The organism is Streptomyces sp. AC627_RSS907 (assembly GCF_019049165.1).
Map to the genome: position 1 here is coordinate 1 of NZ_JAGMUE010000029.1, position 22426 is coordinate 22426.

A 22426-nucleotide genomic window follows, 5' to 3' on the forward strand; every position below is an offset into this window, starting at 1 on the left:
CGGCGGGGGTGGAAGGCGGGCACGCGGCGGACGGCGGGTGAGGGGCGCGCGGGGCGGACGGTGGGTGGCGCGCGGGGCGGACGGCTCACCGCCGCCGAGACGCGAGACGCCCGTTCCACGCAAGAGGGAGCCGTGCCGGGGGACGCCCGTCGGCCGGGAGCGGCCTGTCGGTCAGGAGCGGCCTGTCGGTCAGGAGCGGCCTGTCGGTCAGGAGCGGTCCGTCGGCCGGAACCGGCCCTGGCGCGGGGGGTACCGGGGTGGCGCTGGGGCGGTCCCGCCCCCTTCGACAGGCTGTGCCGCTGTGGCAGACTCTGCCCTTCGGCGGGCCACCCCGGGGTTCAGGTTCGGGGTGCCCCGCCTCTCCCCCGTCCGCCCTACGTCCGCCCGTGCGCGGCATGTCCGCGCGAGGCATGTCCGTATGCGGTCCGCGCGTGCCTGGTCTGCCCGTGCGCAGTCCGCGCGTGCGTGGTCTGCCCGTGCGTGGCCATGTGCGGCCGCCCCGCACCCCGCGTACGGAAGGAGCCGGGCCGGCGCCCCGGGGGGAGAGGCGCCGAGCCCGGCTCGGGAAGGTCCCGGCGCCGGGGGGAAGTGCGACGGGACGTGGTTCAAAGGGTGGTCCGAGGCTTCCGGCCCCGGACCCCGACTACTGGGCCCGGAGTTCTTTTTCCCGGGCCCCCGCCGGTTGAAGCAGCGTTACACGGCCATGTTTGCGCGGGGCTCAGTCACCGGCGTACGCCCCACGCGTCACCTCACGCCCCCCGCCTCACGATCGCCTACGCCGCCGCTTCGAAGCCGGTGTCACGGGCCAGCTTCTTCAGCTCCAGCAGCGCGTGCTTCTCGATCTGGCGGATGCGCTCGCGGGTGAGCCCGTGCTCCTTGCCGACCTCGGTCAGCGTACGCTCGCGGCCGTCCTCGATGCCGTAGCGCATCTTGATGATGGAGGCCGTGCGCGGGTCGAGGCGGCCGATGAGGTCGTCCAGCTCCTCGCTGCGCAGCAGCGTCATCACCGACTGCTCGGGCGACACGGCGGAGGTGTCCTCCAGCAGGTCGCCGAACTGGGTCTCGCCCTCGTCGTCCACCGACATGTTCAGCGAGACGGGGTCGCGGGCCCAGTCGAGCACGTCGGTGACGCGCTCCGGCGTCGAACCGAGCTCGGCGGCGATCTCGGCGGGCTCCGGCTCGCGGCCGTGCTCACGGTTGAACTCACGCTGCACGCGGCGGATCCGGCCCAGCTCCTCCACCAGGTGGACGGGCAGGCGGATGGTGCGCGACTGATCCGCGATCGACCGGGTGATGGCCTGACGGATCCACCAGGTCGCGTACGTCGAGAACTTGAAGCCCTTGCGGTAGTCGAACTTCTCGACCGCGCGGACCAGGCCGGCGTTGCCCTCCTGGATCAGGTCGAGGAGGGGCAGCCCGCTGCGTGGGTAACGGCGGGCGACCGCGACGACCAAGCGGAGGTTGGAACGGATGAAGACGTCCTTCGCCCGCTCGCCCTCGTCGATCAGGGCCTGCAACTCCTCACGGGTGGCGTCGGCCCCGGTCTCCTCGTAGCCTTCGAGGACCTGCCGCGCGAAGACACCCGCCTCGATGGTCTGGGACAGCTCGACCTCCTTGGCGGCGTCGAGCAGCGGTGTCCGCGCGATCTCGTCGAGGTACATGCCGACCAGATCGCGGTCGGCGAGCTCGCCGCCGCTGGCGCGGACGCTGGTTGCCGCGTCGGCCGTCTCGCCGGTGGCGGACTTACGACGGGCGACGGCACGGGTTGCCATGCGTGCTCCCTTGCGATGAGTGGTTCAGCGGGCGGTCCTGCGGACGAACGGCACCGTGGGTCGTCCTCGGTCTCCGGTCACCTCGCCCCGGTCCTGGGGCTCGGGTCCCGTCTCCGGACTCTCTCCGGTCTCTCCGGACTCTCCTCGGGTGCCCTGCATCCGATGGAAACAACGACTGGAATCCGGACAGAATTCCCAACCCGCCCCCCGATTTTTCTGATCATGCAGTACCCTGTCCCGCCGCACGAGGAGGCATGATGCCGTCGGGACGCACAGAGGCCCAGGTCAGGCCGGGAACCGAGGAGGACCTCAACGCCCTCACCGAGCTCTACAACCACTACGTACGTGAGACGCCCATCACGTTCGACACCGAACCCCTCACCCCGCGAGAGCGCCGCCGTTGGCTGCTCTCCCACCCTGAAGACGGTCCGCACCGGCTGCGGGTTGCCACGGACGCGGAGTCACAGGAGATTCTGGGCTACGCCACCTCCGGCCCCTACCGGGCGAAGCCCGCCTACGGGACCTCGGTGGAGACCACCGTCTACGTCGCCCCGCACGCCGGCGGCCGCGGCATCGGCACGCTGCTCTACACGTCCCTGTTCGAGGCCCTGGCCGGCGAGGACCTCCACCGCGCCTACGCGGGCATCGCGCAGCCCAACGAGGCGTCCACCCGACTGCACGAGCGCTTCGGCTTCCGGTACGTCGGCACCTACCGGGAGGTGGGCCGCAAGTTCGGCCGGTACTGGGACGTGGCCTGGTACGAGAAGCCGCTGTAGCCCGCCGCGGCCCGCGGTGGGCCCGGCGGCCGGCCTCAGCCGAACTGCACCGACCGCTTCGCCAGCCCCATCCAGAACCCGTCGATCACCGACTTCCGCAGGTCCAGCTCACCGGCCGCGTCCGCCGCCCCCATCGCCACGAACAGCGGGGCGAAGTGCTCGGTGCGCGGGTGGGCGAGCAGCCCCGCCGGGGACTTGCGGGCGAAGTCGAGCAGCCCGTCCACGTCACCGGCCTCCAGCGCGCGCCGGCCCCAGTCGTCGAACTCCGCGGACCAGGAGGGGACGCCGGCCTGCCGCAGCGCGGCCAGGTTGTGGGTGAAGAAGCCGGAGCCGACGATCAGGACGCCCTCGTCGCGCAGCGGCGCGAGCCTGCGGCCGATCTCCATGAGCCGCGCCGGGTCGAGGGTCGGCATGGAGACCTGGAGGACCGGGATGTCGGCGCCGGGGTACATCTCGACCAGCGGCACGTACGCGCCGTGGTCGAGGCCGCGGTCGGGGACGTCCTGCACCGGCGTGCCGGGGGCGCGCAGCAGCTTGCGTACGGACTCGGCGAGCCCGGGGGCGCCGGGGGCCTCGTAGCGCACCCGGTAGTAGTGCTCCGGGAAGCCCCAGAAGTCGTGGACGAGGGGGACGGTCCGGGTGGCGCCGAGGGCGAGCGGCGCCTCCTCCCAGTGGGCGGAGACGACGAGGACCGCCCTGGGGCGCGGCAGGGCGGCGGCCCACGCGGCGAGCTCACCGGGCCAGACCGGGTCGTCCGCGAGCGGCGGGGCGCCGTGGCTGAGGTAGAGGGCGGGCATGCGCTCGCGGAGGGCGGCGGACATGAGGCGGCTCCCGATCCACTTGAAGTATCAACTTCTCGAATCCACGCGAATCTACCGGCATTTTGTTTAATGTTCAAGAAGTGGTTCCGTAGAGTGGGATACATGAACACGGCACCCACTCCCGCACCCGCCGACGAGCCCCGCTGGCTCAGCGCAGAGGAACAGCTCGTCTGGCGCTCCTACATCCAGGCCGCCACCCTCCTTGAGGACCACCTCGACCGACAGCTCCAGCGCGACGCGGGCATGCCGCACGTCTACTACGGCCTGCTGGTCAAGCTCGCCGAGTCCCCGCGACGACGACTGCGCATGACGGAGCTGGCCCGGTACGCGAAGATCACGCGCTCCCGCCTCTCGCACGCGATCGCCCGCCTGGAGAAGAACGGCTGGGTGCGCCGCGAGGACTGCACCTCCGACAAGCGCGGCCAGTTCGCCATCCTCACGGACGAGGGGTACGAGGTGCTGCGCCGGACGGCTCCGGGCCACGTGAACGCCGTACGTCAGGCCGTGTTCGACCGGCTCACGCCGGAACAGCAGAAGTCCCTCGGCGAGATCATGCGGATCGTCGCCGAGGGACTACAGCCGAGCGAAGCGGGTGCGGACCTGCCCTGGCGGCGCTGAGCGCCCACCAGGGCAGGTCCGGGGACCGGCCCGCCGGCGCGGAGAGCGCGCCGGCCGGGGCGGGTCCGGGGAACCGCGCGTACGGGGCGTCCCCTCCCCCTACGCGCGGACGGAACCGGCGGGTGCGTGCGGCCGGTGGGCGACGACCGGCACCCGGCGGGTGCGTGCCGTCAGTGGGCGACGACCTGCACCCGCACACGGTGGGGTGCCGTCAGTGGGCGATGACCGGCACCGGCATCTCGTCCTCGGCCCCGTCGGCCGAACCGGAACCCGTGGCGGCGGTGGCGCTGCCCGGACGGCCGGCGTTGACGAAGGTCAGGGCGATGACGGCCGCGACGACGAGGATGCCGACGGCGAACCAGATCGCGCTGGTGTAGCCCTGCACCTGGCCCTCCAGCTGGACCAGCTGCTGCTGGGACCGGGAGGCCGCGCCGCCGATGTGGTCGGCGATGTAGGACGTCGTGGCCGAGGCGGCGATCGTGTTCAGCAGCGCCGTACCGATCGCGCCGCCCACCTGCTGCGAGGTGTTGACCATCGCGGAGGCGACACCGGAGTCCCGCGGCTCCACACCCTGGGTGGCCATGGACATGGCCGGCATGAACGCCGTACCCATGCCGAGGCCGAGCAGCAGCATGCCGGGCAGCAGCACGGCGGCGTAGGAGGTGTCGATCTCCAGCTGGGTCAGGAAGAGCATGCCCACCGCGGCGACCAGGAAGCCGGGGCCCATCAGCAGCCGGGGAGCGACCCGGGTCATCAGCCGGGTGCCGATCTGCGTCGAACCCGTGATCATGCCCGCGATCATCGGCAGGAAGGCGAAGCCGGTCTTCACCGGCGAGTAGCCCTTCACGATCTGCAGGTAGTAGGTCAGGAAGAGGAACAGGCCGAACATCGCGATGATCGCCAGGCCCAGGGAGAGGTAGACCCCGCCCCGGTTGCGCTCGGTGACCACGCGCAGCGGCAGCAGCGGCGCCTTGACCTTCGACTCGACGAGCACGAAGGCGAGGAGCAGCACGGCGGCGCCGACGAACATGCCGACCGTCACCGCGTCGCTCCAGCCGTCGGACTCGGCGCGGGTGAAGCCGTAGACGAGCGCGACCAGACCGACGGTGGACAGGATCACGCCGGGGATGTCCAGCGGCGAGCGGTTGCGACCGCCCTCCGGCTCACGGATGACGAGGTACGCACCGGCGGCGGCGACGATCGCGAACGGGATGTTGACGAAGAAGGTCCAGCGCCAGTTCAGGTACTCGGTGAGGAAACCGCCGAGGATCAGACCCACGGCACCGCCACCACCGGCGATCGCACCGTAGATGCCGAAGGCCTTGGCGCGCTCCTTGGCGTCCGTGAACATCACGGCGAGCAGGGAGAGCGCGGCGGGCGCGAGCAGCGCGCCGAAGACGCCCTGCAGGGCGCGGGAGCCGAACATCATCGCCTCGTTGGTGGCCGCGCCGCCGAGCGCCGAGGCGACGGCGAAGCCGGCCAGACCGAGGACGAAGGTGCGCTTGCGGCCCCACAGGTCGGCTATCCGGCCGCCGAACAGCAGCAGACCGCCGAAGGCGAGGGCGTAGGCCGTGACGACCCACTGCCGGTTGCCGTCGGAGATGCCGAGGTCCTGCTGCGCGGACGGAAGGGCGATGTTCACGATGGTGGCGTCGAGGACGACCATCAGCTGGGCGAGCGCGATGAAGACGAGCGCTTTCCAGCGGCCGGCGTCCGGGACGCCGGGAGCCTTGGCGGCTGTTTCAGACATGGGGATACCCACTTCGGGACTTCGTGACGGAAACGTGAGTAATACGTACGGAAAAGCGTGCGTGAGCGTGCGCGACAGGGACGGCTCGGCGACGGCGACGGCGACGGCCGGTGTCGGCGGAGGTCGGATCAGATCCGATCAGGTCAGGTCAGGTCAGAACAGGTCAGGTGAGGTCGGTGATCGGGCCTCGGCGCCCGGGGTGCGGACGGCGGGGCGTTGCGGAACTAGTCGCAGGGCCGGCGCAGGTCCTCCAGAGTCACGGGGGCCCCCGGCAGCTGGGAGCGGGCGGGAGCCCGCAACCCGTCCAGGAACAACTGCAGGTGGCGGTGGACGAACCCGTCGGCGCTCACACACCCCGTACCGGCCGGGGGCCGACTCAGCTGGGACGCGGCGACCATCACGTCGCCCACGCCCACGTCCGTACGGAGCTGACCGGCCGCCTTCGCCCGGTCCATGACCTCGGCGACGAGCCGCTCGACCCGTTCGCGCGCCGCTTCCAGGTCGGGGTGGAACTGGTCGAACGTGCTGGACACCATGGGGCACAGGGCGCTGATCCGCTCGTCGACGGAGACGTGCACAAAGCGCTCCAGCGCCTCGAAGGCGTCGCCGCTCTCCGCGAGGGCGAGCTCAGCCGCCCGTGCCGTACGGTCCATGACCGAGCAGACGACCTCGCGGACGAGGGCGTCGCGGTCGGGGAAGTTGCGGTACACCGTGGCATTGCCGACACCGGCCCGGCGGGCGATGTCGTCGAGCGGCACGTCGGGGCCGTGCTCGACGAACATCTCGCGGGCGGCGGTGACGATCCGCTCCCGATTGCGCAGGGCGTCGGCCCGGGGCCGGGTCACCTTGCGCTGCTCGGGGGCTGCGGTCTGCACGGCGTACTCCTCGATGACTGGACTGTTGACCGGATGATGACTTCGGTGGGCGATCCGGGGAGGGAATCCCCGTTTCGCTCGGACACAGGTCTAAACGGGGAGACGATCCCCGGTTATTTCCCAGCCCCGAGGGAATTGGCGGTGACCTGCGTCACACGCGCGGAAGTGCCCCTCCGGCTGCCCTCAGGGGCTGCCGGGAGGTTCCCAGGGCCCCCGGCGTCGGCCCGGACGGCCCGTCTCCTGGGCCCGAAGGAGACACCCCCTCCCGACAGGAGACCCCTCGAACGTCCCCCGGTCGGCGGCTACCGGCGAGAAACCCACGATCGGCCGCTCCAGCGCGCGTCCTCCCACCCCCCGACACAGGGTGATCCCAAGGGTGCAGCCGGTGTCCGGGGCTGCCGGGGTCCGGGAGGTCCGCATGCAGCCGCCGCCGCAGGCGCAGCCGCCGAGCCGTCGGATACGCCCGCGCCGACTGGCCGCGATCACCGCCGTCAGCGTCCTGACCCTCGCGGTCAGCACCTCGGCGGGCAACGGACGACTCGCGCCGGACACCACGGCGGCGGGCCCGGGCCCGGCCACCCTCTCCCGCTCCTCCGCGCACGGCCCCTGCATGATCAGCGCAGGCCCCGAGATCCAGATGTCCGAGGGCGTCCCCACCTCCGCCGGTTACGCCCGCTCCACCGGCACCGTCCGCGCCCTCACCCTGATGATCGACTTCTCCGACGCGCCCGGCGAGGGCAAGGCGCTCGACCGCTTCGCCGAGTTCTTCCCACAGACCCAGAAGTGGTTCCGCACCAGCTCCTACGGCCGCCTCGACTACCGCCCCGAGACCCCGGTCCGCGACTGGCTGCGGATGCCCAAGACCCTCGCCGAGTACGGCATAGAGCGCGGCGCCCCCTTCGAACCCGGCTACCGGCAGCTCGTCCAGGACCTGGTGGCGGAGGCCGACGCGAAGGTGGACTTCCGGTCCTACGACCTCCTGAACGTCCTGGTCACCCCGAACGCCGGCCCGTCCGCCCTGGACACGGTCCTGTCCGTGACCTTCGCCGGCAACGCCGAGGCCCCGGTCGCCGACGGCGTCCCGGTGGCCAACGCGTCCTTCGTCTACTCCCGCCAGGACGACGGCTCCGGCTCCTACGACAAGACCGGCTACCGGGTGCTCCCCCACGAGAACGGCCACGTCTTCGGACTGCCCGACCTCTACACCCAGGAGGGCGGCGGGGCGGTCGGCCACTGGGACATCATGAGCGAGGACTGGGGCGCCAACAACGACCTCCTCGGCTGGCACAAGTGGAAGCTGGGCTGGCTGGACCGCACCCAGGTGCACTGCGCGTCGGCGTCCGGGACGACGGAGTACACGCTGACACCGCTGGCCCGCAAGGGCGGCGACAAGCTGGTGGTGGTCCCGCTGGACGCGAAGTCCGGGTACGCCGTCGAACTGCGCACCCGGGAGGGCAACGACGAGGTCGTGTGCCGGCCGGGGGTGCTGATCTACAAGATCGACGCGGACGTGGACACGGGAATGGGCCCGGTGACGGTCTTCGACTCCCGCCGCGACAGCGGAGGCTGCACCCGCAGCCCCAACGTCCACGCCGAGCTCTCGGACGCCGCCTTCACACCGGGCGAGACCTTCAAGGACCCGCGCCGGCGCATCACGATCGCGGTATCGGCGGCGAACCCGAAGGGCGACCACCGGATACGGATCACACGCGGCTGACACCACCCCGCCGGACTTACCGCCCGCCCGGCCCCACCGTCACACCACCCAGGAACGCTCAGCACCCGGCGCCCCGACTCCGGACACCCGGGCCCCGGCACCCCTCATCGCGAGACCCCCTGCCCGTGACCGGCCGACGCCCTCCGCCCCACCCGCTACACTGTCGGCGGTGGCACACCCACACCCAGCATCACCGCCACCGCACCACCGGCCTTCGTAGCTCAGGGGATAGAGCACCGCTCTCCTAAAGCGGGTGTCGCAGGTTCGAATCCTGCCGGGGGCACCAAACGCATGGCCCTGACCTGGGGTTTCTCCTCAGGGAAGGGGCCTACTCGGCCCCGGACGTCCCGTCCGGGGCCGTTTGCGTGCGCGCTGCGTGAGCGGACGGGGTGGCAGCCCCCGAAATATCCCCCAAACGATCAGCACCATCCGGCACGTCGCAAGGAGCGCGCGCACGCGGGACGAGACGGGCCGCAGCCTCGGCGATCGCAAGATCCGCCTCGGGGAGCAGGCTCGCGCCCGAGGACCCGATCCTGACCGACGCCCAGTGGGCGGACGTCGCCCGCCGGATCGTGGCCGCCGCCGGCATCGCCCCCGAAGGCGACGAGGAAGCCTGCCGCTGGATGGCAGTCCGCCACGCCGAGACCACATCCACATCGCCGCCACCCTCGTACGCCAGGACGGCCGCCGCCCCCGCCGCGACCACGACATCCGCGCCGTCCAGCGCGAAGCCCGCAAGATCGAAGCCGACCTCGGCCTGCGCCGCCTCAACCCCGGCGACGGCACCGCCGCTAAACGCCCCACCAGCAAGGAGCACTTCAAGGCCAAGCGCCAGAGCCAGGACACCACCACCCGCGAGATCCTGCGCACGCGCGTACGGCAAGCGGTGGCAAGCCGCCTCCACCGAGACCGAATCCTTCGCTCTGCTGGAGGCGACCGGCGTCGCAGTGCGCCCCAAGACCGGACCGTCCGGCGACGTCCTCGGCTACAGCGTCGCCCTGCCCGGCGACCTCAACAAGCACGGCGAGCCCGTGGCAGCCATGGCCCGCAGCACCACACGGCTCCCTCCCACCCCGGTCCACCCGCCGACGGCCACACCGACCGCCGTACAGCAGCCGCAGGTGCGGCGACGTTGACCGACCCTCGTGTTCCCCGAGGGAACGGGGAAAGCGTTCCCTCGGGGAACACCCGATTCGTTCCCTCCGGGAACGGGCGCGTCCCGCCGAGGCAGGCCAGTGATCCTTGTGCGTCTGCACGGCCGACTCCCGTATCGTCGCCAGGGTGACCGACGCGAACGTGGCGGACAGGACGCACCTCCCCACAGACGATCTTGCCGAGCTGATCCGGGCATACGACATCGACGAAGTGCTGGACCGACAGCACCTGGCCGATGGCCTCATGAACGTGAACTGGTGGCTGGACACCCGGGCCGGGAGGTTCGCCCTCAAGCGGGTCACAGACGTGCCGCTCGATCGACTGCGTCGCAACCTCGCGGTCCTTCCCGTCCTGGCTTCGTACGGCGTCCCCGTATGTGCCCCGCTCCGCACCGTCCACGGCGATGTGATCGCCGAGGTCCGCGGTGGCGTCTACTGCCTCTTTCCCTGGTCGGCCGGGGAACACATTCGCGGAACTGACCTGTCGCTGACGCAGACGTCCAAGCTCGGCACACACCTCGCGGGACTCCATACGGCACTCGGCCGTGCTGTCGATGAGGCCGGGATGCCCGCAGTGCCGGCCTCGGTCACCGCTGAGCTGACCGAGGCCGGCCGAGCCGTCCAGAAGGCTGACCGGCTTGCCGGAGCCGTGTCGGCCCGGGGCGCGGGCGACGCTTTCGACAGGGCCGCGGGAACTGCCCTCGAAGAGCGCAAGATCCTCCTCGACAAGCACGCCCACCTGCGCCCCGGGGGAGACACCCCTGCGGGCCCGCATGGCTGGACGCACGGTGACTTCCAGTACCGGAACCTCCTCTGGGCGGACGGCGGACTGGTCGCCGTCCTGGACTGGGACCGGCTCGGAGTCCGCCCGTACGCGGAGGAAGTCGTTCGTACGGCGCAGGTGCAGTTCGGGGTGGAGGGCGTGTTCGACCTGGAGCGGGTGGCGGCGTTCGTGGCCAGCTACCGGTCGGTGATCCCGTTGGAACCGGCCGCATTGCTCGACGCCGCGCGACGACTGTGGTGGAAGCGGATGACGGACTTCTGGCAGCTCGAGTTCCACTACGACCGGGGCGACCACTCCTGCGACGAGCTGTTCCTCGCCGACGAGGCGCTTCTTCACTGGTGGACGGAGCGGCTCGACGCGGTGGAGCGGGCGTTCGCCGGGGCTGCTAGATCCCCAGCTCCCGAAGCTCGGGCAGGCACGGTCGCGTGAACGTGACCGCCTGACGCCGGGCCCTCATGCCCAGCGCCTCGTGGTCCGCCTCCCGGATCGCGCGTGCCCACGTCTCGGGGCCGGCTGTGCTCGGCAGGACGATTCCGGCGTCGCCAATCGCTTCGGGGATGCCGCCCCGGTCTACCCCGATGCTCGGGACGCCGTGGAGCGCGGCCTCGATGATCACGCGGGGGAAGGCGTCTTCCACGGTGGAGGGGACCAGCAGCAGGTGGTGGGTGCGGTACAGAGGCCCCATGTCGTACACGCGGGGCACGTACGTCACGTTCGGGTAGGCGGCGAAGTCGGCGGCCGTGTCCCACCAGCCTTCGACCAAGGTGAAGTGCTGTTCCGGCATGAGACGGATGAGCTGGTGCAGTAGCTTGGATCCCTTGGCGGGGATGGGGTTGATCATGAGTACGGACGCGGTGCGGGCCTCGCCCGAGCTCTCCCCGGGCAGCGCGAACGGCGGGTACATCACGGCGAGGCGGGTGCCAGGCGTGTGGGGTGCGCGTGCCCGGACGAAATCCGACACGGCGAGGCCGTAGTGGGGTCGGCCGGCGAGGACCCCCAGGCCGGTGGCGGAAACGGAGTGCAGGAGGCCGGCGACGAGCGCGGTCGGTCTGGCCTGGACGGCGAGCTGCGCCGAGCCCTCCTGCGAGGTGAACACGACATCGGGGCGGAGAGCTCCCAGGAGGCTGCCCAGCGCGTGCTCCACGTTGTTCTGCGTGAACGCCGCACACTCGACCCCGTTCCACCGGTAGCGCAGGGTGCCGTCCGCCTCGTCGTACGGGACGCGATGCCTGTCGAGGTGGGCGCGCATGTCGGGGAGCTGGGTGACTCCGTCCCAGGGCGCCTCGTGTGAGCCGAGGTAGGTGACGTGCCACCCGGCGGCGGCGAGTTCCTCGGCGAGGAGCTGCTGGGTGACCTCGGCGCCGCCGATGAGGAACGGGGGCGGGGTGCGGCGCCAGGCGAACAGGGCGGTGGGCATCTTCCTTCACCTCGTCCAGAAGGTGACGAGGGCTTCCACGGCCTGGGCCACATCGTCCGGCCCCGCGTCGGCGGCCAGGACCGTGAGCTCTCGCGTCGCGGGCCGCCGGGGCGCGTGGACGAAGTAGTCGCGGGCGTGGTGGAGGAAGCCAGGTTCGTGAAGGAAGTAGTCGGACTCGGCGGCGGTGTGGCCGGCGGTCTTGCGGCGGAGGTGGAGCGTCTCCGCCGGTACGTCGAGGTAGAGGGTGTGGTCGGGGCGCAGGAAGGAAAGCGTCTTGAGGCGGTCGCGGAGCTGGTGGTGGACGCCGTACCCGAACAGGGCGTCCAGGGCGTACGCATGGGCGAGGAGGGTGTCCACGGACCGGTCGAGGATGACGAACTGCCTGCCGCTCGCGGCGGCCTCGGCGACGCGGGTCGCCTCGATCTCCATGAACCTCTCGAAGGCGGCGAGTTGGGCAGCCGCCGAGTCGGTCCGGGCCGGAGGGATGTCGTCGCGGTGGGCGATGTGCCTGACGTAGCAGTCCGAGACGAACGCCCGCGAGCCGAGGGTGGTCTGGCGGAGGTGGCGTATCGCCGTGGACTTGCCTGCGTAGGAGGGACCTTCCAGGGCGATGGTCAGCACGTCGGCTCCTCCGTCCGGTAGAAGCGTTCGGCATAGAGGCCGGGCCCGTCGACGAGGTCGGCCGCCGTGGTGAAGGCGTGCCGGATCGGCCGATACATCTTCCGGGCCGGGTGCATCTGCGAGCCGTGCATCCGCAGGACGGTGACCTTGTCCAGGACGACGTCGGTGATGTCGACCAGCTCGGGCCGCATCGTCGCCCCCGTACGTGTACGGAACAGGTGCTGGTCGCAGCCGGCGAGCGCGTACGTCGACCAGAACGCGAGGTCCTCCCAGAACCAGGTGCAGCCGAGGCGAACGGCGGCCTCATGGACGAGGAGGTGGTCGGGGTGGCGGGTGACGGCGGCGGGCGCGAGGAGTTCGGCGCCGGGGTGGGCCGCGGCGACCCGACCGAGCTCCTCGATGACCTGGTCAAGCACCTGTGGGTCGTAGGGACGGTACGGCGGCTCGGCGTCCTTGTGGCCGAGGAGGTGTCGGCGAGCGGCGAACGGCGCGAGCGCGGCGGCTCCCTCCCGGTCGCGCAGCTCGGACACGGTGTCGACGTCGGCGTAGGTGACCTCCAGGGCGGGGTGCACGCTCCGGGACCGGGTGAAGACGGTGACCACGGTCAGCGGTCGGGGGCGGGCGAGGAAGGTACCCGAGGCCGAGAGGGCGAAGTCGTCGTGATGGGGTTCGATGGCGAGGACCGGGCGGTCGGCGGGGGTGCGCGCCTCGATGTAGCACGGGACGCGGGTGTGGGGTGCGGTCACCTCCAGGACGCGGTGGTCGTGGTTCCGGTGGCGGGCGGCGAGCTGCTGGGTGTGCGTCTGGTGGGCGCGGTGGAGGTCGTCAGGGAAGGTGTGGATGCCGTGCCCGTCCGGCACCGGCAGGTCGACCAGGAACTGGGGCTGCACAGGAGTCTCCTTCGTCATCGCACGGTCGTCTCGTACCAATGGCGCCACATTCGGGGCGACCGGAGGCGCAGGCGGGCGGTCACGGGGTTCTGCCACCAGAGCATCCGTAGGCTCGACCACTGGTCGTAGCGGCGGGTCGACGGGCGCACGCGCAGCTCGTCGAGGATGGTCACAGGCCGGTTGGTGGCCTGGCCGTGGGCGGTGAGGCGTGCGAAGAACTCCACGTCCTCGCTCATGAACAGGTCGTCCCGGTACCCGCCGATGTGGCGGAAGGCGTCGGCGGTGCAGAACTGGTTGACGCCCTGGGCCCCGCCGCGCCGGGTGCGGTAGTGGTCCCAGTACGCGCACAGCAAGCGGGCGCCGAGCCGTTCGGGCGTGTAGAGCGGCGGGATGGCGCCGCCGACGGCCCCGGCATCCAAGGCGGCAGCAGCGGCGGTGACCGCCTCCAGGGGCAGCGCCACGTCGGCGTCGGTGAAGAAGAGGCGTCCACTGCGGGCGGCGCTCGCTCCGGTGTTGCGGACCCGGCCGATGTTACGGACGGACTCGGTGACGACGCGGACGCCGAAGGAGGTGGCCATGTCGGCGGTGGCGTCGGTGCTGGCGTTGTCGACGACGACCACCTCTCCCGTACGGCCGGTGATCTCCTCCCAGCGGGTAAGTGAGGCGAGGACGGAGGGCAGGTAGCGGGGCAGGTAGGCAGCCTCGTTGAAGGCCGGGATCACTACCGACAGGGCGGGGGTGCTCATCAGCGCGTCCTTTCCGGGCGGCGCGTACGGAAGAGGTGCGGGATCCGTCGGCTGAGGTCGTCCAGGCGGCGGGACCACAAGACGCGGTCGTCGCCAGGGGAGGAATGCGCCCAGGAGCGCAGGGTGTGGAAGACGACCCAGGCACCCAACAGGTGGTCATCGAGGGCAAGGGGGTACGCGTTGGTGACTGTGCGGGCCCGGAGAGTCGAGAGAGCGTCGGTCATAACGAGGGTCTGGGCGACGTCGGATTCGCGGGGACCGGCTGCGGCGTCGGTGAAGTCGACCAGGTGGCGGATGGCTCGGGGGCCGGTGATCACGACGTTGTCGCCATGCAGGTCGCCGTGGCACCACACGGGCGCCGTGTGGACGGCGTCGGCGATGGCGGCCAGCGCGGGCGCGATGCGGTCGAGGCTGCTGGGCGGGCAGCAGCGGCCCAGTGAGGTGACCTGCTCGTGGAGCGGCCGGCGCGGGGCCCACGGCCGGACGGGCGCCCGGTGCAGGCGGCCGAGCAGGCCGGCCAGGTCTTGCAGAGCTCGCTCGTCGGAGACCCGGCCGGAGCGCAGGGCGCTGCCGAGGGTGAGTGGGCCGAGGTCGGCGGTGACCAGGGCGGTCGCCTCGTGGCCCGGAACGTGCCCATATCCGATGAGGGCCGGTACGGGGACGTGGTCGGCCACGGCCCGGATGGCAGCGCTCTCCGTGATCGCGTTGCGGCGTGCGGTCGCCGCGTACAGCTTGATCACGACACTGCGCCCGTCGGCCAGGCCCGCCCGGTACACGACGGTGCGCGTACGTGCGGACAGTCGGCGGGCGGTGCGGGCCGATACCCCGGTCAGGGCGAGGGCGGCGCGCGAGACAGCGGGCGGTACCCCCGCACTCACCGCACACCCGCCGGTTCCACGCCAACGGCACCCAGACGCCGGACATGACGCATGGCCCCTTCCAGGTGCCGCAGGTATTCGACAACCTCCTCCGTGACGGGGCAGTCGGCCTGCCACGGCTTCTCAGGACCGACGAAGTGCACGAGGGCGGCACTCGGATCGTGCTTCGGTGACCGCGTGACGACCCGGCGCACCCAGTTCCCGCGTTCCAGGAATCGGCCGACCTCGAACCGGTTGAAACCACCGGCCACCGGGCGCACTCGGCCGGATCGCAGAAGCCACAGGTTCAGGGCGTCCTGGTCGTTGTGGAGGATGTGGCGCCGGGCGTGGATCAGGGCCTGCTCGACGCCTCGGCGGATGCGAGGCATGTGGTCGGTGTGGGTCCAGAGCACGCCCGCGTTGAAGTACGGGCGTCCGCGCAGATGGGGCCAGCGCTCGGCGGCTCCGGGCAGTGCCGGACACTCGCCGACGGCCGGGTTGAACTCGTCCCGCACGGCGCCGGTCTCGTCCGGCGCAAGGGAGCCGAGCGGCTCGCTCACGTCTCCGCGTACGAGCACGTCGGCGTCCACGTAGATCAGGTAGGGGCGGCGGACGAAGCTCGGCGTGAACTCGAACCTCAGATAGGTGGTGACGGTGATGTACGAGGCGTCTGCCATGCGCGCGGAGCGCAGAGGGGCGCATCGACGGAGGTCGAAGGAGCCGAAGCCGGCCCGCTTGGCGAGGTCGGCGAGGAGGAGGGCCTGCGACGGGGCCAGGTCGAGGGTGAGCACCCGTACGGCAGCTTCGCGGCGGGCCGCCGGGGTGAGGCTGTCGGCCAGGCCGGCGAGGGCGGCGAGGCCGGGTACGAGGTACTGCTGGTCGATGCAGAGGCCGAACGCGTACACGGCGACTTCGCCTTTCGGGCGTGGTGCACGGGCGTGACGGAAGGGTCGGCAGCGAGCGCGATCGCTCACGGCGTCTCCCTGGCTTCGGGGCGGGCGAGGATTTCGAGGCTGTCGGGGTCGTCGGTCTCCCAGTGGGGGCCACCGCCGGTCGGCGGCCGCAGCACCCACACGGTGCCGCCGGCGCGGACGTCGGTGACGATCGCCCGCCGTCCGCCGCCGTCCCGGACGAGGTCACCGACCCAGGCGCGCCGGGCGCTCACGAGCCGTCCTCCTCGTACGTGCCTGTCTGCGTGAACCAGCCGGAGGCCGCGTCCGCGATGTCACGGCGGCGACGGGCCTGGCCGGGTGTTCGACGGGTCGGGGTACCGCTCGACGCGTCCGCGAGGAACCCTCCCCGGTCGCGGAGGAGAACGCCGAGCGCCGCGAACTGGGCGGTGTCGGCAGCGACATGCGTCAGGCCGCTGACGACGACACCGCGGATCATTCCGGCGGACAGGGCGGCCGTGACGGCCTGCCAGCCCGGCCGCTCCATGAGCGGCAGCGACGGGGCGGGGTCGGACCAGACGCCGGCGACGTGCCAGTGCCGGGCGTCGGCGTAGTAGCGGCCCCGCTCCTCGCTCTCACCGAGGGCGGTGGAGGTGGCGGCGCAGGAGTAGACGGCGACGGGTACGTGCCCGAGGCCGCCGGGCGGGTTGGTCGGCATACCCACAAGGCTGCTGGGCTGCGGAGTTGGGGCCCAGGCACGGCCCGTCGCAGTGGAGAGACTCCGTATCCGGTCGGACCGCCACGCCGCGTGGCAGCGGAAGCAGGGGCGCCCGAAGGTGTGCCACGCCCCGTAGCAGCCGCGCTGATGGCGCGGCCGTACCTACTACGGGCCGTGGTACTTCGGCTCGTAGGTCAACGCACGCCGAGGGGTACGCCCGCGGAGTTCGCCAGTCCTCGCAGTCGGTTGACGGACACCCCGGCGAGTCGACTGATGACGACGCCGGGAAGCATCTGGTGACGCACCCATCCCGGGGCCATCGCGCAGACGGCCTGGAGGGTGTCGGCTGCGGCCTCCCACCGTCGGCATTCGACCTGGGTGAGCGCTACGTCCAAGCCGTAGCGGGCTCGGGTGGCCAGGGGCACCGTGTCGTCCAGGCGAACGGTGTCCATGAGCCGCAGCGCTCCAGCCGTATCACCGAGGGCCACGGCGATACTCATGGCCTGCGTTGCGGCGTACATCGGTCCGTACGGCTGGGCGTGCGCGCCACGGGCGTGCTCGTCCCCGATTCGGGCGGCGACGGCGTGCGCCTGGGAGAGGTATTCGCGGGCGTTGTCCGAGCTCGCACCGCCCCGGGACGCGGCGACGGCGGCGTTCGTGACGAGCTGCCCGTACACGCTCAGCCGGTCCGGGTCGTGCTCGCTCATCTTGGGCTCGATCCGGTCGGCTTGTGCTGCGGCAAGGAGGAAGCCCTGCTTGGTCCGGCCGTCGCGGAGGTTGACCCACGCGGTGGTGGCGGCAAGGTGCGCGTCACGGAGATCGTCTCCGCCCTGCACGGCGATCTGCCGTCCGTACGTCAGCGCCGCATACGCCAGATCTCGCGATCCGAGCACGTTGGCGGCCATGCCCGCCGTCTGGAAGGTGTCGCTCAAGACGCCGGCGGCGGCCTCCCGCTCATCGAGGCCGGCCATGTCGAACCTGGCCCGCGCCTCGGGCAGGAGCCGCCCAAGAAGAGTGCCCAGCTCGGTGTACCGGCCTCCCCAGTACGCGGCATCCGCGCGACGGACGACGGCGCGGAGCTCGTCGACGGTGCCCGGCTCGACCTCGGCGGGGATGCCGATGGCCGCGTCATGGGTGGCTGCGGAGACCAGGCGCAGCGCGGCCCGCTCGTCGCGGTCCATGGACCGCCGTGGCGCCTGCTGACCGAGGAGCACGGCGATGTCCGTGCCGAGCGCGTCGGCAATCGACAGCAGGGACGGCAGGGAAGCCGTTCCGCCGCGTTCGAGCTTGCGGACCACACCGACGGACACGCTGGCCGCCTCCGCCAACTGCTCCTGTGTCATGCCGCCGCGCAGCGCCTTCAAGCGCTCAGAGGTGGTGTACTCCGACCACTGCATGCTCCAGAACCTCCGCGTGATGGGCCCCACACGGACAGTACTGGCTGGAGCGGTGGAGCTGACAGCCTTTGATCAGACCGCAGTTGGGTTCACGCGGCGAGCACCGCTGTGACACCGAGGAGGGCCTCCAGCTCGGTCACGGCCTCATCCTCGTCCGTGACGTGGACCGTGGCGATGCCCAGATCGGCGGCCGGCGGAAGGTTCACCGCGTGGTCGTCCACGAACACGCACCGCTCGGCGGGCAACCCGATCCGCTCCAGGGCGAGTTCGTAGATCGCCGGATCGGGCTTCGCCATGCCGACCAGCTCGGAGACGACGTGCACGTCGAACAGGTCCCAAATGCCGACGTGTTCGTACGGGTTGAACGGGTCGAGGCCGAAGCTGTTGGACAGCAGGGCAAGCCGGTGGCCGGCGGCACGCGCGGCACGCGCGAGCGCGACCATCCGGCGGGCCACGGGCACCCCGGCCCAGGCACGCCCCATCAGGTTCACCGGATTCACGTGCGCACCCAACAGCGCGGCTGTGCCCTCGTTCCACTCGGCCTGCCCGATCTCCCCGATCTCCAGAGCCGCGTACAGACGCCGGCCCTCAGGGTGATCGTTGAGAGTGCTGCGCCACGCGCCCGGAGCCAGCCCTTCTGACACGCACCAGGCGCGGTGGACATCGATCGGGCTGGCGGTAAGCACCCCGGCGAAGTCGAGGATCAGGCCGCGCCTGTCGGCGACATCAGTCCTGTGCGGCATCCGGCGATCGTTCCTTCCCTGATGGGTTCTCTCGACGACGCTACCGCGCATCGACCACGCGGCCGGGCGAAGCCTCCCTCACCGATTCGCGCGAGCACCTGGCGTGCTGCCTTGAAGGAACACCTGGGCTGAGGGACACGCGATCGCACGGCAACGCCCAGCCGTCTCCCGCCGACAGCGGCACATCATCCCCTTCACTTTCGCCTGGCGCCTGACGTGCGAAGCACGGGGCGCTTGGCGTTGGGGTGAAGACGACCATGAAGGGCGGAAGCGGGACGCAAGTATCCCAGAGCTTCAGTAGTTTCGGCATCGGGCGGTCCGATGTGTCCGTCATAATAGACCTCGACGAGATTCCGCGTCGGTTCGTCGTACAGGAAGATGACGCCTCTCGGAATACCGAGCTGATGCTTCTTTGCGCGCAGGTAGACGCGGAGGCGCTTCTCCTCACTGGAGGGATCCACCCCAGCCGGACGAGTGGCCCACACGAATAGCCAACCCTCGACCGACTCGACGCACCCCGTGACAGGCACGGTGAGGCTGCGCCCACTACCACTCGGCGACGGATTGCGAAGAAGATCGTCACCATTACGGGCAAATTGGTGTTGTGTGCTAGTCGCCCCAGACAGCAGTGTTGCTCCGATACTGAGCCAGCTGGCGACGTTTCGTGACTGAAGTTCATCAATGAGAGACGCAACCGGAGATGGCGCCATCGTCGGCTTCGGCGGAATTCTGGTACTCACACCGCGATTCCGGGCGTAAATCCACTTGTCCAGCGCGTCCGTACGACTCGTCACGAAGACTGGCTGCTGCGAGCGGTAACGGCGTCGCTGAGATGAATTCGGCTCCGGCATGAACGGGAAGGCGGTACGCACTTGCTCCGGATCGGGTTCAACCCAAAGGCCCGCCTCAAAGAAGTGCAAGAAGAGGTCCAGCTCATCGGCCGCGTTGAACATAACAGTAACGTCAGGATTGCGGCGGCGACGTAGGTAGAGGAGAAACTCAGCAGGGCGCACAACGAGCTCGGAAATGAGCTCAAGGTCATGCCGGGGGCACCACCTGCAATGCAGGTCAGTAGGTTTCCGGCCTCTCGTTCGCCCGAACGTGGGGCCGTTTCCCTGATCGGGTGCCACATCGGTGCCACACCCGACGAACACCATCCGCGACCGCCTCATTCGCGGACTGTGCCGTCCGGCGCTCCGTGGCGCGGCGTGAGTGGCGCGTCCACAGGCCAGGGCTCGCGGTTCTCGTCCAACTCGTGGACTCCTGCGGCGATGAGGCGCGCGACCGCGAGTGGTTTGCACAGACTGCCGACCGACTCCACCGGTACCGACCAGTAAGACCCACCACGGTGCAGCGGGAACTCAACGGCGTCCGGCCGCGGCACCCCCAGATAGGCACCGTGCCCCAAACACGCCACTTCATGGGCTTGCCAGTCCTCCACGGCCTGCCGCCAGGTTCGTGGCACGCTCGCGGGCACGAGCGCGTAGTACCGAGGACCGTGCACGTCGCAGATGACCGGACCGCCTCCGAGTGTTTCGTCCAGGACGGCATCGATGTCGCACGGATCAGTGCTGGCGACCACTGCCTGCACGAGACGGCCGGGGATGCGGATGGCGGAGAACAGGGCACCGAGGGGCAGCAGCGCAACGCCGTGCGTCTGCCACTGTGTGCGAGCGAACCGGGGAGACGCGTGAGCGGCCAGGAGCCAGTGCCCGGCGGCCAGCCGCCGGTCGGCGGCGGTGTGCACGAGCACCCCGGGTTCCGCCTTGATTGACTGTACGGCCGGTTCGATGGCGCGGGGGTGCGCTGGTTCGCTGGGCATGGCTGGGGCCTCCGTGATGGCGGTGATCCGTTTCACACACGTGACCGTAGAACCCCAGTGACAGGAGCAGGGGCACAATCTGTGCCCCATCGATTACGCAGCCAGCAGGCCGAGCTTGACGGCCAAGGCCGAAGCACGACGCCGACGTGCCGGGCTCTTCCCCTCGGCCTCCTCCAGCACGATCCTCTTCGCGTAGCCGTTGTACCGGATCGTCTCGGGGGCGGCCTCGTGGGCCTGCGCCAGCGTGGCCAGCGCCACGTCAGGCTGTCCGTCGAGGTGGTACCCGCGGGCTTCCTCGATGCGGTGCCGTGCCCGCCGCGGCCGTGACGGGATCACCACGGCATCCGCAGCCGCCGCTTGACGCACCGACTCGCCCCCTTGACGCAGTTCGACCGCGACCGTGACCGCGTGCGCGCCCATGATGGCCCGGGAGAACGAGGTGACCGGATGGTAGTAGCCCGCCGGCAAGCGTGCGGCCATATCTCGGGCCTGTTCCCAGTACCTCCATGCGGTGCCCGTCTCTCCACGTCGAGCGGCGGTGTAACCGGCCTCGAAGGTGAGGGCCCCCGTGATGGCAAGAACGTCGTCGGAGGCGTCGGGCAGCAACGGCTCGAGGTGGGCCAGTGTCCGAAGGTTCACCTCGTCGGCGGCGTCGAAGTGAGAGGTTCCGGAGTCCCGGTACGCCTGCCCAGCGAGCCATGCGGCGACACCGATCGCGTGCGCTTCCTCGGACTCCTGAGCCGCGATCAGAGCACGCTCCACAACCCGCCACAGCAGCGCGGTGTCAGGCTGGTAGGCCACGAAGAACTGGCTGAGGCTGTACACCTCGGCAAGGAGTGAGTGCGCCCTCCGTCGGTCGGCGGCCGTTTCGGCCCGCCGTACGACAGCCTGCCCGTCTCGGATGAGGTCCGGGAGCAGCGCACCGATCGCCTCGCGGTGGTTGGGCGCGGAGTGCCGGGCGGCCCACGCCCTGTCGAGACGTGCCCGGAGGTGCGCGATCGGTGGTGCCTGGCGGCCCGCATCGAGCGGAAAGGCCTCCACGGCGGCCTTCACCTCGGCAAGACGGGGGTGGCCAGGGCCGGTGAAGAAACTGACGTGCACGGACTGGTTGCCGGTGAGGTCGGACAGATCGCGTACGCGGAGGATCTCAGCGAGCCGCAGGATGACCTCCAGCCTGGGCGTCTTCAGCCGGTCGGTCTCGACGGCCTTCACCCAGGAACCGGATCGCCCGGCCAGGCCCCCGAGTTGCTCACGGGTGAGTCCGCGGCGGGTACGGAGAATCTGCAGTCGTTGACCGAACACCAACGGGTCGGCGTACGGGTCCGGAGTCGTCTCAGATGGCACGGTCACGCCCCTCCCTGAACAGCTCTCCACTGTCAGGGTAGGGGGCGGGACACGATGTCCGGCAGGGGTTCCGAGTGCTGCCACCCGAGCCGTGGGTGACGCCCTTGGCCGGGCACAGCAGCATGGAAGACCACGCGGTCGCGGCTCCGTTCGGGCACGTATCTCCCAGGTACCCCCCTCAGGTCGGAGCCCGCGCAACGGTCACCGCACAGGCGACCGTCACTGCCGGCCTCGCCGGAGAGTTCCGACGGCACGGCCTGAAAGCGCCGGAGGGGCGGCACGTGAGTACCACCCCTCCCTCAGGGCCCGGGGCACCCGATACGGGCACCCAGCCCGTGCTCAGGTCAGCGTGTCGTACGCGTTCCAGCCGGCACCGATCCTGGTCCGGGCGGCGTAGGGAGCGGACGCGTTGCCCGTCCCCCTGTACAGCCACAGCACACCCGAACCATCCCGGGCCACCAGGTCCGCCCTACCGTCACCGGACACATCACCCGACGACGTCAACAAGCCATACGCACCCCAACCCCCACCAACCCTCAACCGGGCGGCGTAGGGAGCGGACGCATCACCCGTCCCCCTGTACAGCCACAGCACACCCGAACCATCCCGGGCCACCAGGTCCGCCCTACCGTCACCGGACACATCACCCGACGACGTCAACAAGCCATACGCACCCCAACCCCCACCAACCCTCAACCGGGCGGCGTAGGGAGC

21 protein-coding genes, 1 tRNA gene and 2 pseudogenes are annotated in these 22426 nt (G+C 70.7%); 6 read left to right on the top strand and 18 right to left on the bottom strand.

The window, feature by feature from the left end:
* Positions 1–773 precede the first annotated feature (773 nt).
* Positions 774–1772 (bottom strand): RNA polymerase sigma factor RpoD/SigA, encoded by a 999-nt coding sequence (locus tag KUM32_RS08245; protein ID WP_217141145.1) that lies wholly within the window; start codon positions 1770–1772, stop codon positions 774–776.
* Positions 1773–2029: 257 nt separating this feature from the next.
* Between KUM32_RS08245 and KUM32_RS08250 the strand changes: the two genes are divergently transcribed.
* On the top strand, positions 2030–2548 hold the full coding sequence (locus KUM32_RS08250) for a GNAT family N-acetyltransferase (protein ID WP_217141163.1): 519 nt from the start codon (positions 2030–2032) through the stop codon (positions 2546–2548).
* Between the two features lie 35 nt (positions 2549–2583).
* Here KUM32_RS08250 and KUM32_RS08255 read toward each other — a convergent pair whose 3' ends face one another.
* Positions 2584–3369 carry a dioxygenase gene (locus KUM32_RS08255; RefSeq protein WP_217141146.1) on the bottom strand — a complete coding sequence of 262 codons (786 nt, stop codon included), beginning with the start codon at positions 3367–3369 and terminating at the stop codon, positions 2584–2586.
* A 102-nt stretch (positions 3370–3471) separates the two neighbouring features.
* Here KUM32_RS08255 and KUM32_RS08260 point away from each other — a divergent pair, with 102 nt between their 5' ends.
* A complete protein-coding gene (locus KUM32_RS08260; protein ID WP_217141147.1) occupies positions 3472–3987 on the top strand; it encodes a MarR family winged helix-turn-helix transcriptional regulator in 516 nt (171 codons plus the stop codon).
* Between the two features lie 211 nt (positions 3988–4198).
* On the opposite strand, the gene KUM32_RS08265 is transcribed toward KUM32_RS08260, so the two are convergent.
* Both KUM32_RS08265 and KUM32_RS08270 read right to left on the bottom strand, forming a co-directional pair.
* The gene (locus KUM32_RS08265) at positions 4199–5737 is read right to left on the bottom strand and encodes an MFS transporter (protein WP_217141148.1); all 1539 of its coding nucleotides are present in this window, start codon (positions 5735–5737) and stop codon (positions 4199–4201) included.
* Positions 5738–5961: 224 nt separating this feature from the next.
* A complete protein-coding gene (locus KUM32_RS08270) occupies positions 5962–6612 on the bottom strand; it encodes a TetR/AcrR family transcriptional regulator (protein WP_217141149.1) in 651 nt (216 codons plus the stop codon).
* Positions 6613–7030: 418 nt separating this feature from the next.
* Here KUM32_RS08270 and KUM32_RS08275 point away from each other — a divergent pair, with 418 nt between their 5' ends.
* The 4 genes and pseudogenes from KUM32_RS08275 (at position 7031) to KUM32_RS08295 (ending at position 10696) form a co-directional block, all read left to right on the top strand.
* Positions 7031–8329 (top strand): M6 family metalloprotease domain-containing protein, encoded by a 1299-nt coding sequence (locus KUM32_RS08275; RefSeq protein WP_217141150.1) that lies wholly within the window; start codon positions 7031–7033, stop codon positions 8327–8329.
* A gap of 210 nt (positions 8330–8539) precedes the next feature.
* Positions 8540–8615: transfer RNA gene (locus tag KUM32_RS08280), tRNA-Arg, on the top strand.
* 199 nt (positions 8616–8814) lie between these two features.
* Positions 8815–9363 (top strand): annotated as a pseudogene (locus KUM32_RS08290) (mobilization protein); the annotation flags it as partial.
* Positions 9364–9571: 208 nt separating this feature from the next.
* Positions 9572–10696: a phosphotransferase gene (locus KUM32_RS08295; RefSeq protein ID WP_217141151.1), complete on the top strand. Its 1125-nt coding sequence runs from the start codon at positions 9572–9574 to the stop codon at positions 10694–10696.
* Here KUM32_RS08295 and KUM32_RS08300 read toward each other — a convergent pair.
* From KUM32_RS08300 to KUM32_RS43330, 14 genes and pseudogenes are all read right to left on the bottom strand, one after another.
* Positions 10653–11684 (bottom strand): glycosyltransferase, encoded by a 1032-nt coding sequence (locus KUM32_RS08300; protein WP_217141152.1) that lies wholly within the window; start codon positions 11682–11684, stop codon positions 10653–10655. The genes KUM32_RS08295 and KUM32_RS08300 overlap by 44 nt on opposite strands.
* A 6-nt stretch (positions 11685–11690) precedes the next feature.
* Complete coding sequence (locus KUM32_RS08305) at positions 11691–12305, bottom strand: AAA family ATPase (RefSeq protein WP_217141153.1); 615 nt, start codon at positions 12303–12305, stop codon at positions 11691–11693.
* Positions 12299–13213, bottom strand: a complete 915-nt coding sequence (locus KUM32_RS08310; protein WP_217141154.1) for a PIG-L deacetylase family protein — start codon at positions 13211–13213, stop codon at positions 12299–12301. The genes KUM32_RS08305 and KUM32_RS08310 overlap by 7 nt, the downstream gene beginning before the upstream one ends.
* On the bottom strand, positions 13210–13941 hold the full coding sequence (locus KUM32_RS08315; protein WP_217141155.1) for a glycosyltransferase: 732 nt from the start codon (positions 13939–13941) through the stop codon (positions 13210–13212). Before KUM32_RS08315 ends, KUM32_RS08310 begins: the two co-directional genes overlap by 4 nt.
* The gene (locus tag KUM32_RS08320; protein WP_217141156.1) at positions 13941–14819 is read right to left on the bottom strand and encodes a phosphotransferase; all 879 of its coding nucleotides are present in this window, start codon (positions 14817–14819) and stop codon (positions 13941–13943) included. The genes KUM32_RS08315 and KUM32_RS08320 overlap by 1 nt, the downstream gene beginning before the upstream one ends.
* Entirely contained in the window at positions 14816–15703 is an 888-nt protein-coding gene (locus tag KUM32_RS08325; protein WP_217141157.1) for a glycosyltransferase, read from the bottom strand. The genes KUM32_RS08320 and KUM32_RS08325 overlap by 4 nt, the downstream gene beginning before the upstream one ends.
* Positions 15704–15768: 65 nt before the next feature.
* Entirely contained in the window at positions 15769–15963 is a 195-nt protein-coding gene (locus KUM32_RS08330; protein ID WP_097931770.1) for a hypothetical protein, read from the bottom strand.
* Positions 15960–16406, bottom strand: coding sequence for a recombinase family protein (locus KUM32_RS08335; RefSeq protein ID WP_217141158.1), 447 nt, complete (start codon positions 16404–16406; stop codon positions 15960–15962). Before KUM32_RS08335 ends, KUM32_RS08330 begins: the two co-directional genes overlap by 4 nt.
* 194 nt (positions 16407–16600) lie before the next feature.
* Positions 16601–17803: a helix-turn-helix domain-containing protein gene (locus KUM32_RS08340; protein ID WP_217141159.1), complete on the bottom strand. Its 1203-nt coding sequence runs from the start codon at positions 17801–17803 to the stop codon at positions 16601–16603.
* A gap of 89 nt (positions 17804–17892) precedes the next feature.
* Complete coding sequence (locus KUM32_RS08345) at positions 17893–18546, bottom strand: HAD-IA family hydrolase (protein WP_217141164.1); 654 nt, start codon at positions 18544–18546, stop codon at positions 17893–17895.
* Between the two features lie 194 nt (positions 18547–18740).
* Positions 18741–19499, bottom strand: coding sequence for a hypothetical protein (locus KUM32_RS08350; RefSeq protein WP_217141160.1), 759 nt, complete (start codon positions 19497–19499; stop codon positions 18741–18743).
* A 215-nt stretch (positions 19500–19714) separates the two neighbouring features.
* Positions 19715–20404 carry a hypothetical protein gene (locus KUM32_RS08355; RefSeq protein ID WP_217141161.1) on the bottom strand — a complete coding sequence of 230 codons (690 nt, stop codon included), beginning with the start codon at positions 20402–20404 and terminating at the stop codon, positions 19715–19717.
* Between the two features lie 57 nt (positions 20405–20461).
* On the bottom strand, positions 20462–21712 hold the full coding sequence (locus KUM32_RS08360; protein ID WP_217141165.1) for a helix-turn-helix transcriptional regulator: 1251 nt from the start codon (positions 21710–21712) through the stop codon (positions 20462–20464).
* A 468-nt stretch (positions 21713–22180) separates the two neighbouring features.
* Positions 22181–22354 (bottom strand): annotated as a pseudogene (locus tag KUM32_RS43330) (FG-GAP repeat domain-containing protein); the annotation flags it as partial.
* Positions 22355–22426 lie beyond the last annotated feature (72 nt).

What these genes read in the sequence shown, in the direction of transcription:
- KUM32_RS08300 (WP_217141152.1), bottom strand. Translation starts at nt 11,684, where the DNA reads ATGCCCACCGCCCTGTTCGCCTGGCGCCGCACCCCGCCCCCGTTCCTC.
- KUM32_RS08250 (WP_217141163.1), top strand. Translation starts at nt 2,030, where the DNA reads ATGCCGTCGGGACGCACAGAGGCCCAGGTCAGGCCGGGAACCGAGGAG.
- KUM32_RS08255 (WP_217141146.1), bottom strand. Translation starts at nt 3,369, where the DNA reads ATGTCCGCCGCCCTCCGCGAGCGCATGCCCGCCCTCTACCTCAGCCAC.
- KUM32_RS08275 (WP_217141150.1), top strand. Translation starts at nt 7,031, where the DNA reads ATGCAGCCGCCGCCGCAGGCGCAGCCGCCGAGCCGTCGGATACGCCCG.
- KUM32_RS08310 (WP_217141154.1), bottom strand. Translation starts at nt 13,213, where the DNA reads ATGACGAAGGAGACTCCTGTGCAGCCCCAGTTCCTGGTCGACCTGCCG.
- KUM32_RS08245 (WP_217141145.1), bottom strand. Translation starts at nt 1,772, where the DNA reads ATGGCAACCCGTGCCGTCGCCCGTCGTAAGTCCGCCACCGGCGAGACG.
- KUM32_RS08260 (WP_217141147.1), top strand. Translation starts at nt 3,472, where the DNA reads ATGAACACGGCACCCACTCCCGCACCCGCCGACGAGCCCCGCTGGCTC.
- KUM32_RS08335 (WP_217141158.1), bottom strand. Translation starts at nt 16,406, where the DNA reads ATGCCGACCAACCCGCCCGGCGGCCTCGGGCACGTACCCGTCGCCGTC.
- KUM32_RS08340 (WP_217141159.1), bottom strand. Translation starts at nt 17,803, where the DNA reads ATGCAGTGGTCGGAGTACACCACCTCTGAGCGCTTGAAGGCGCTGCGC.
- KUM32_RS08345 (WP_217141164.1), bottom strand. Translation starts at nt 18,546, where the DNA reads ATGCCGCACAGGACTGATGTCGCCGACAGGCGCGGCCTGATCCTCGAC.
- KUM32_RS08315 (WP_217141155.1), bottom strand. Translation starts at nt 13,941, where the DNA reads ATGAGCACCCCCGCCCTGTCGGTAGTGATCCCGGCCTTCAACGAGGCT.
- KUM32_RS08350 (WP_217141160.1), bottom strand. Translation starts at nt 19,499, where the DNA reads ATGTTCAACGCGGCCGATGAGCTGGACCTCTTCTTGCACTTCTTTGAG.
- KUM32_RS08265 (WP_217141148.1), bottom strand. Translation starts at nt 5,737, where the DNA reads ATGTCTGAAACAGCCGCCAAGGCTCCCGGCGTCCCGGACGCCGGCCGC.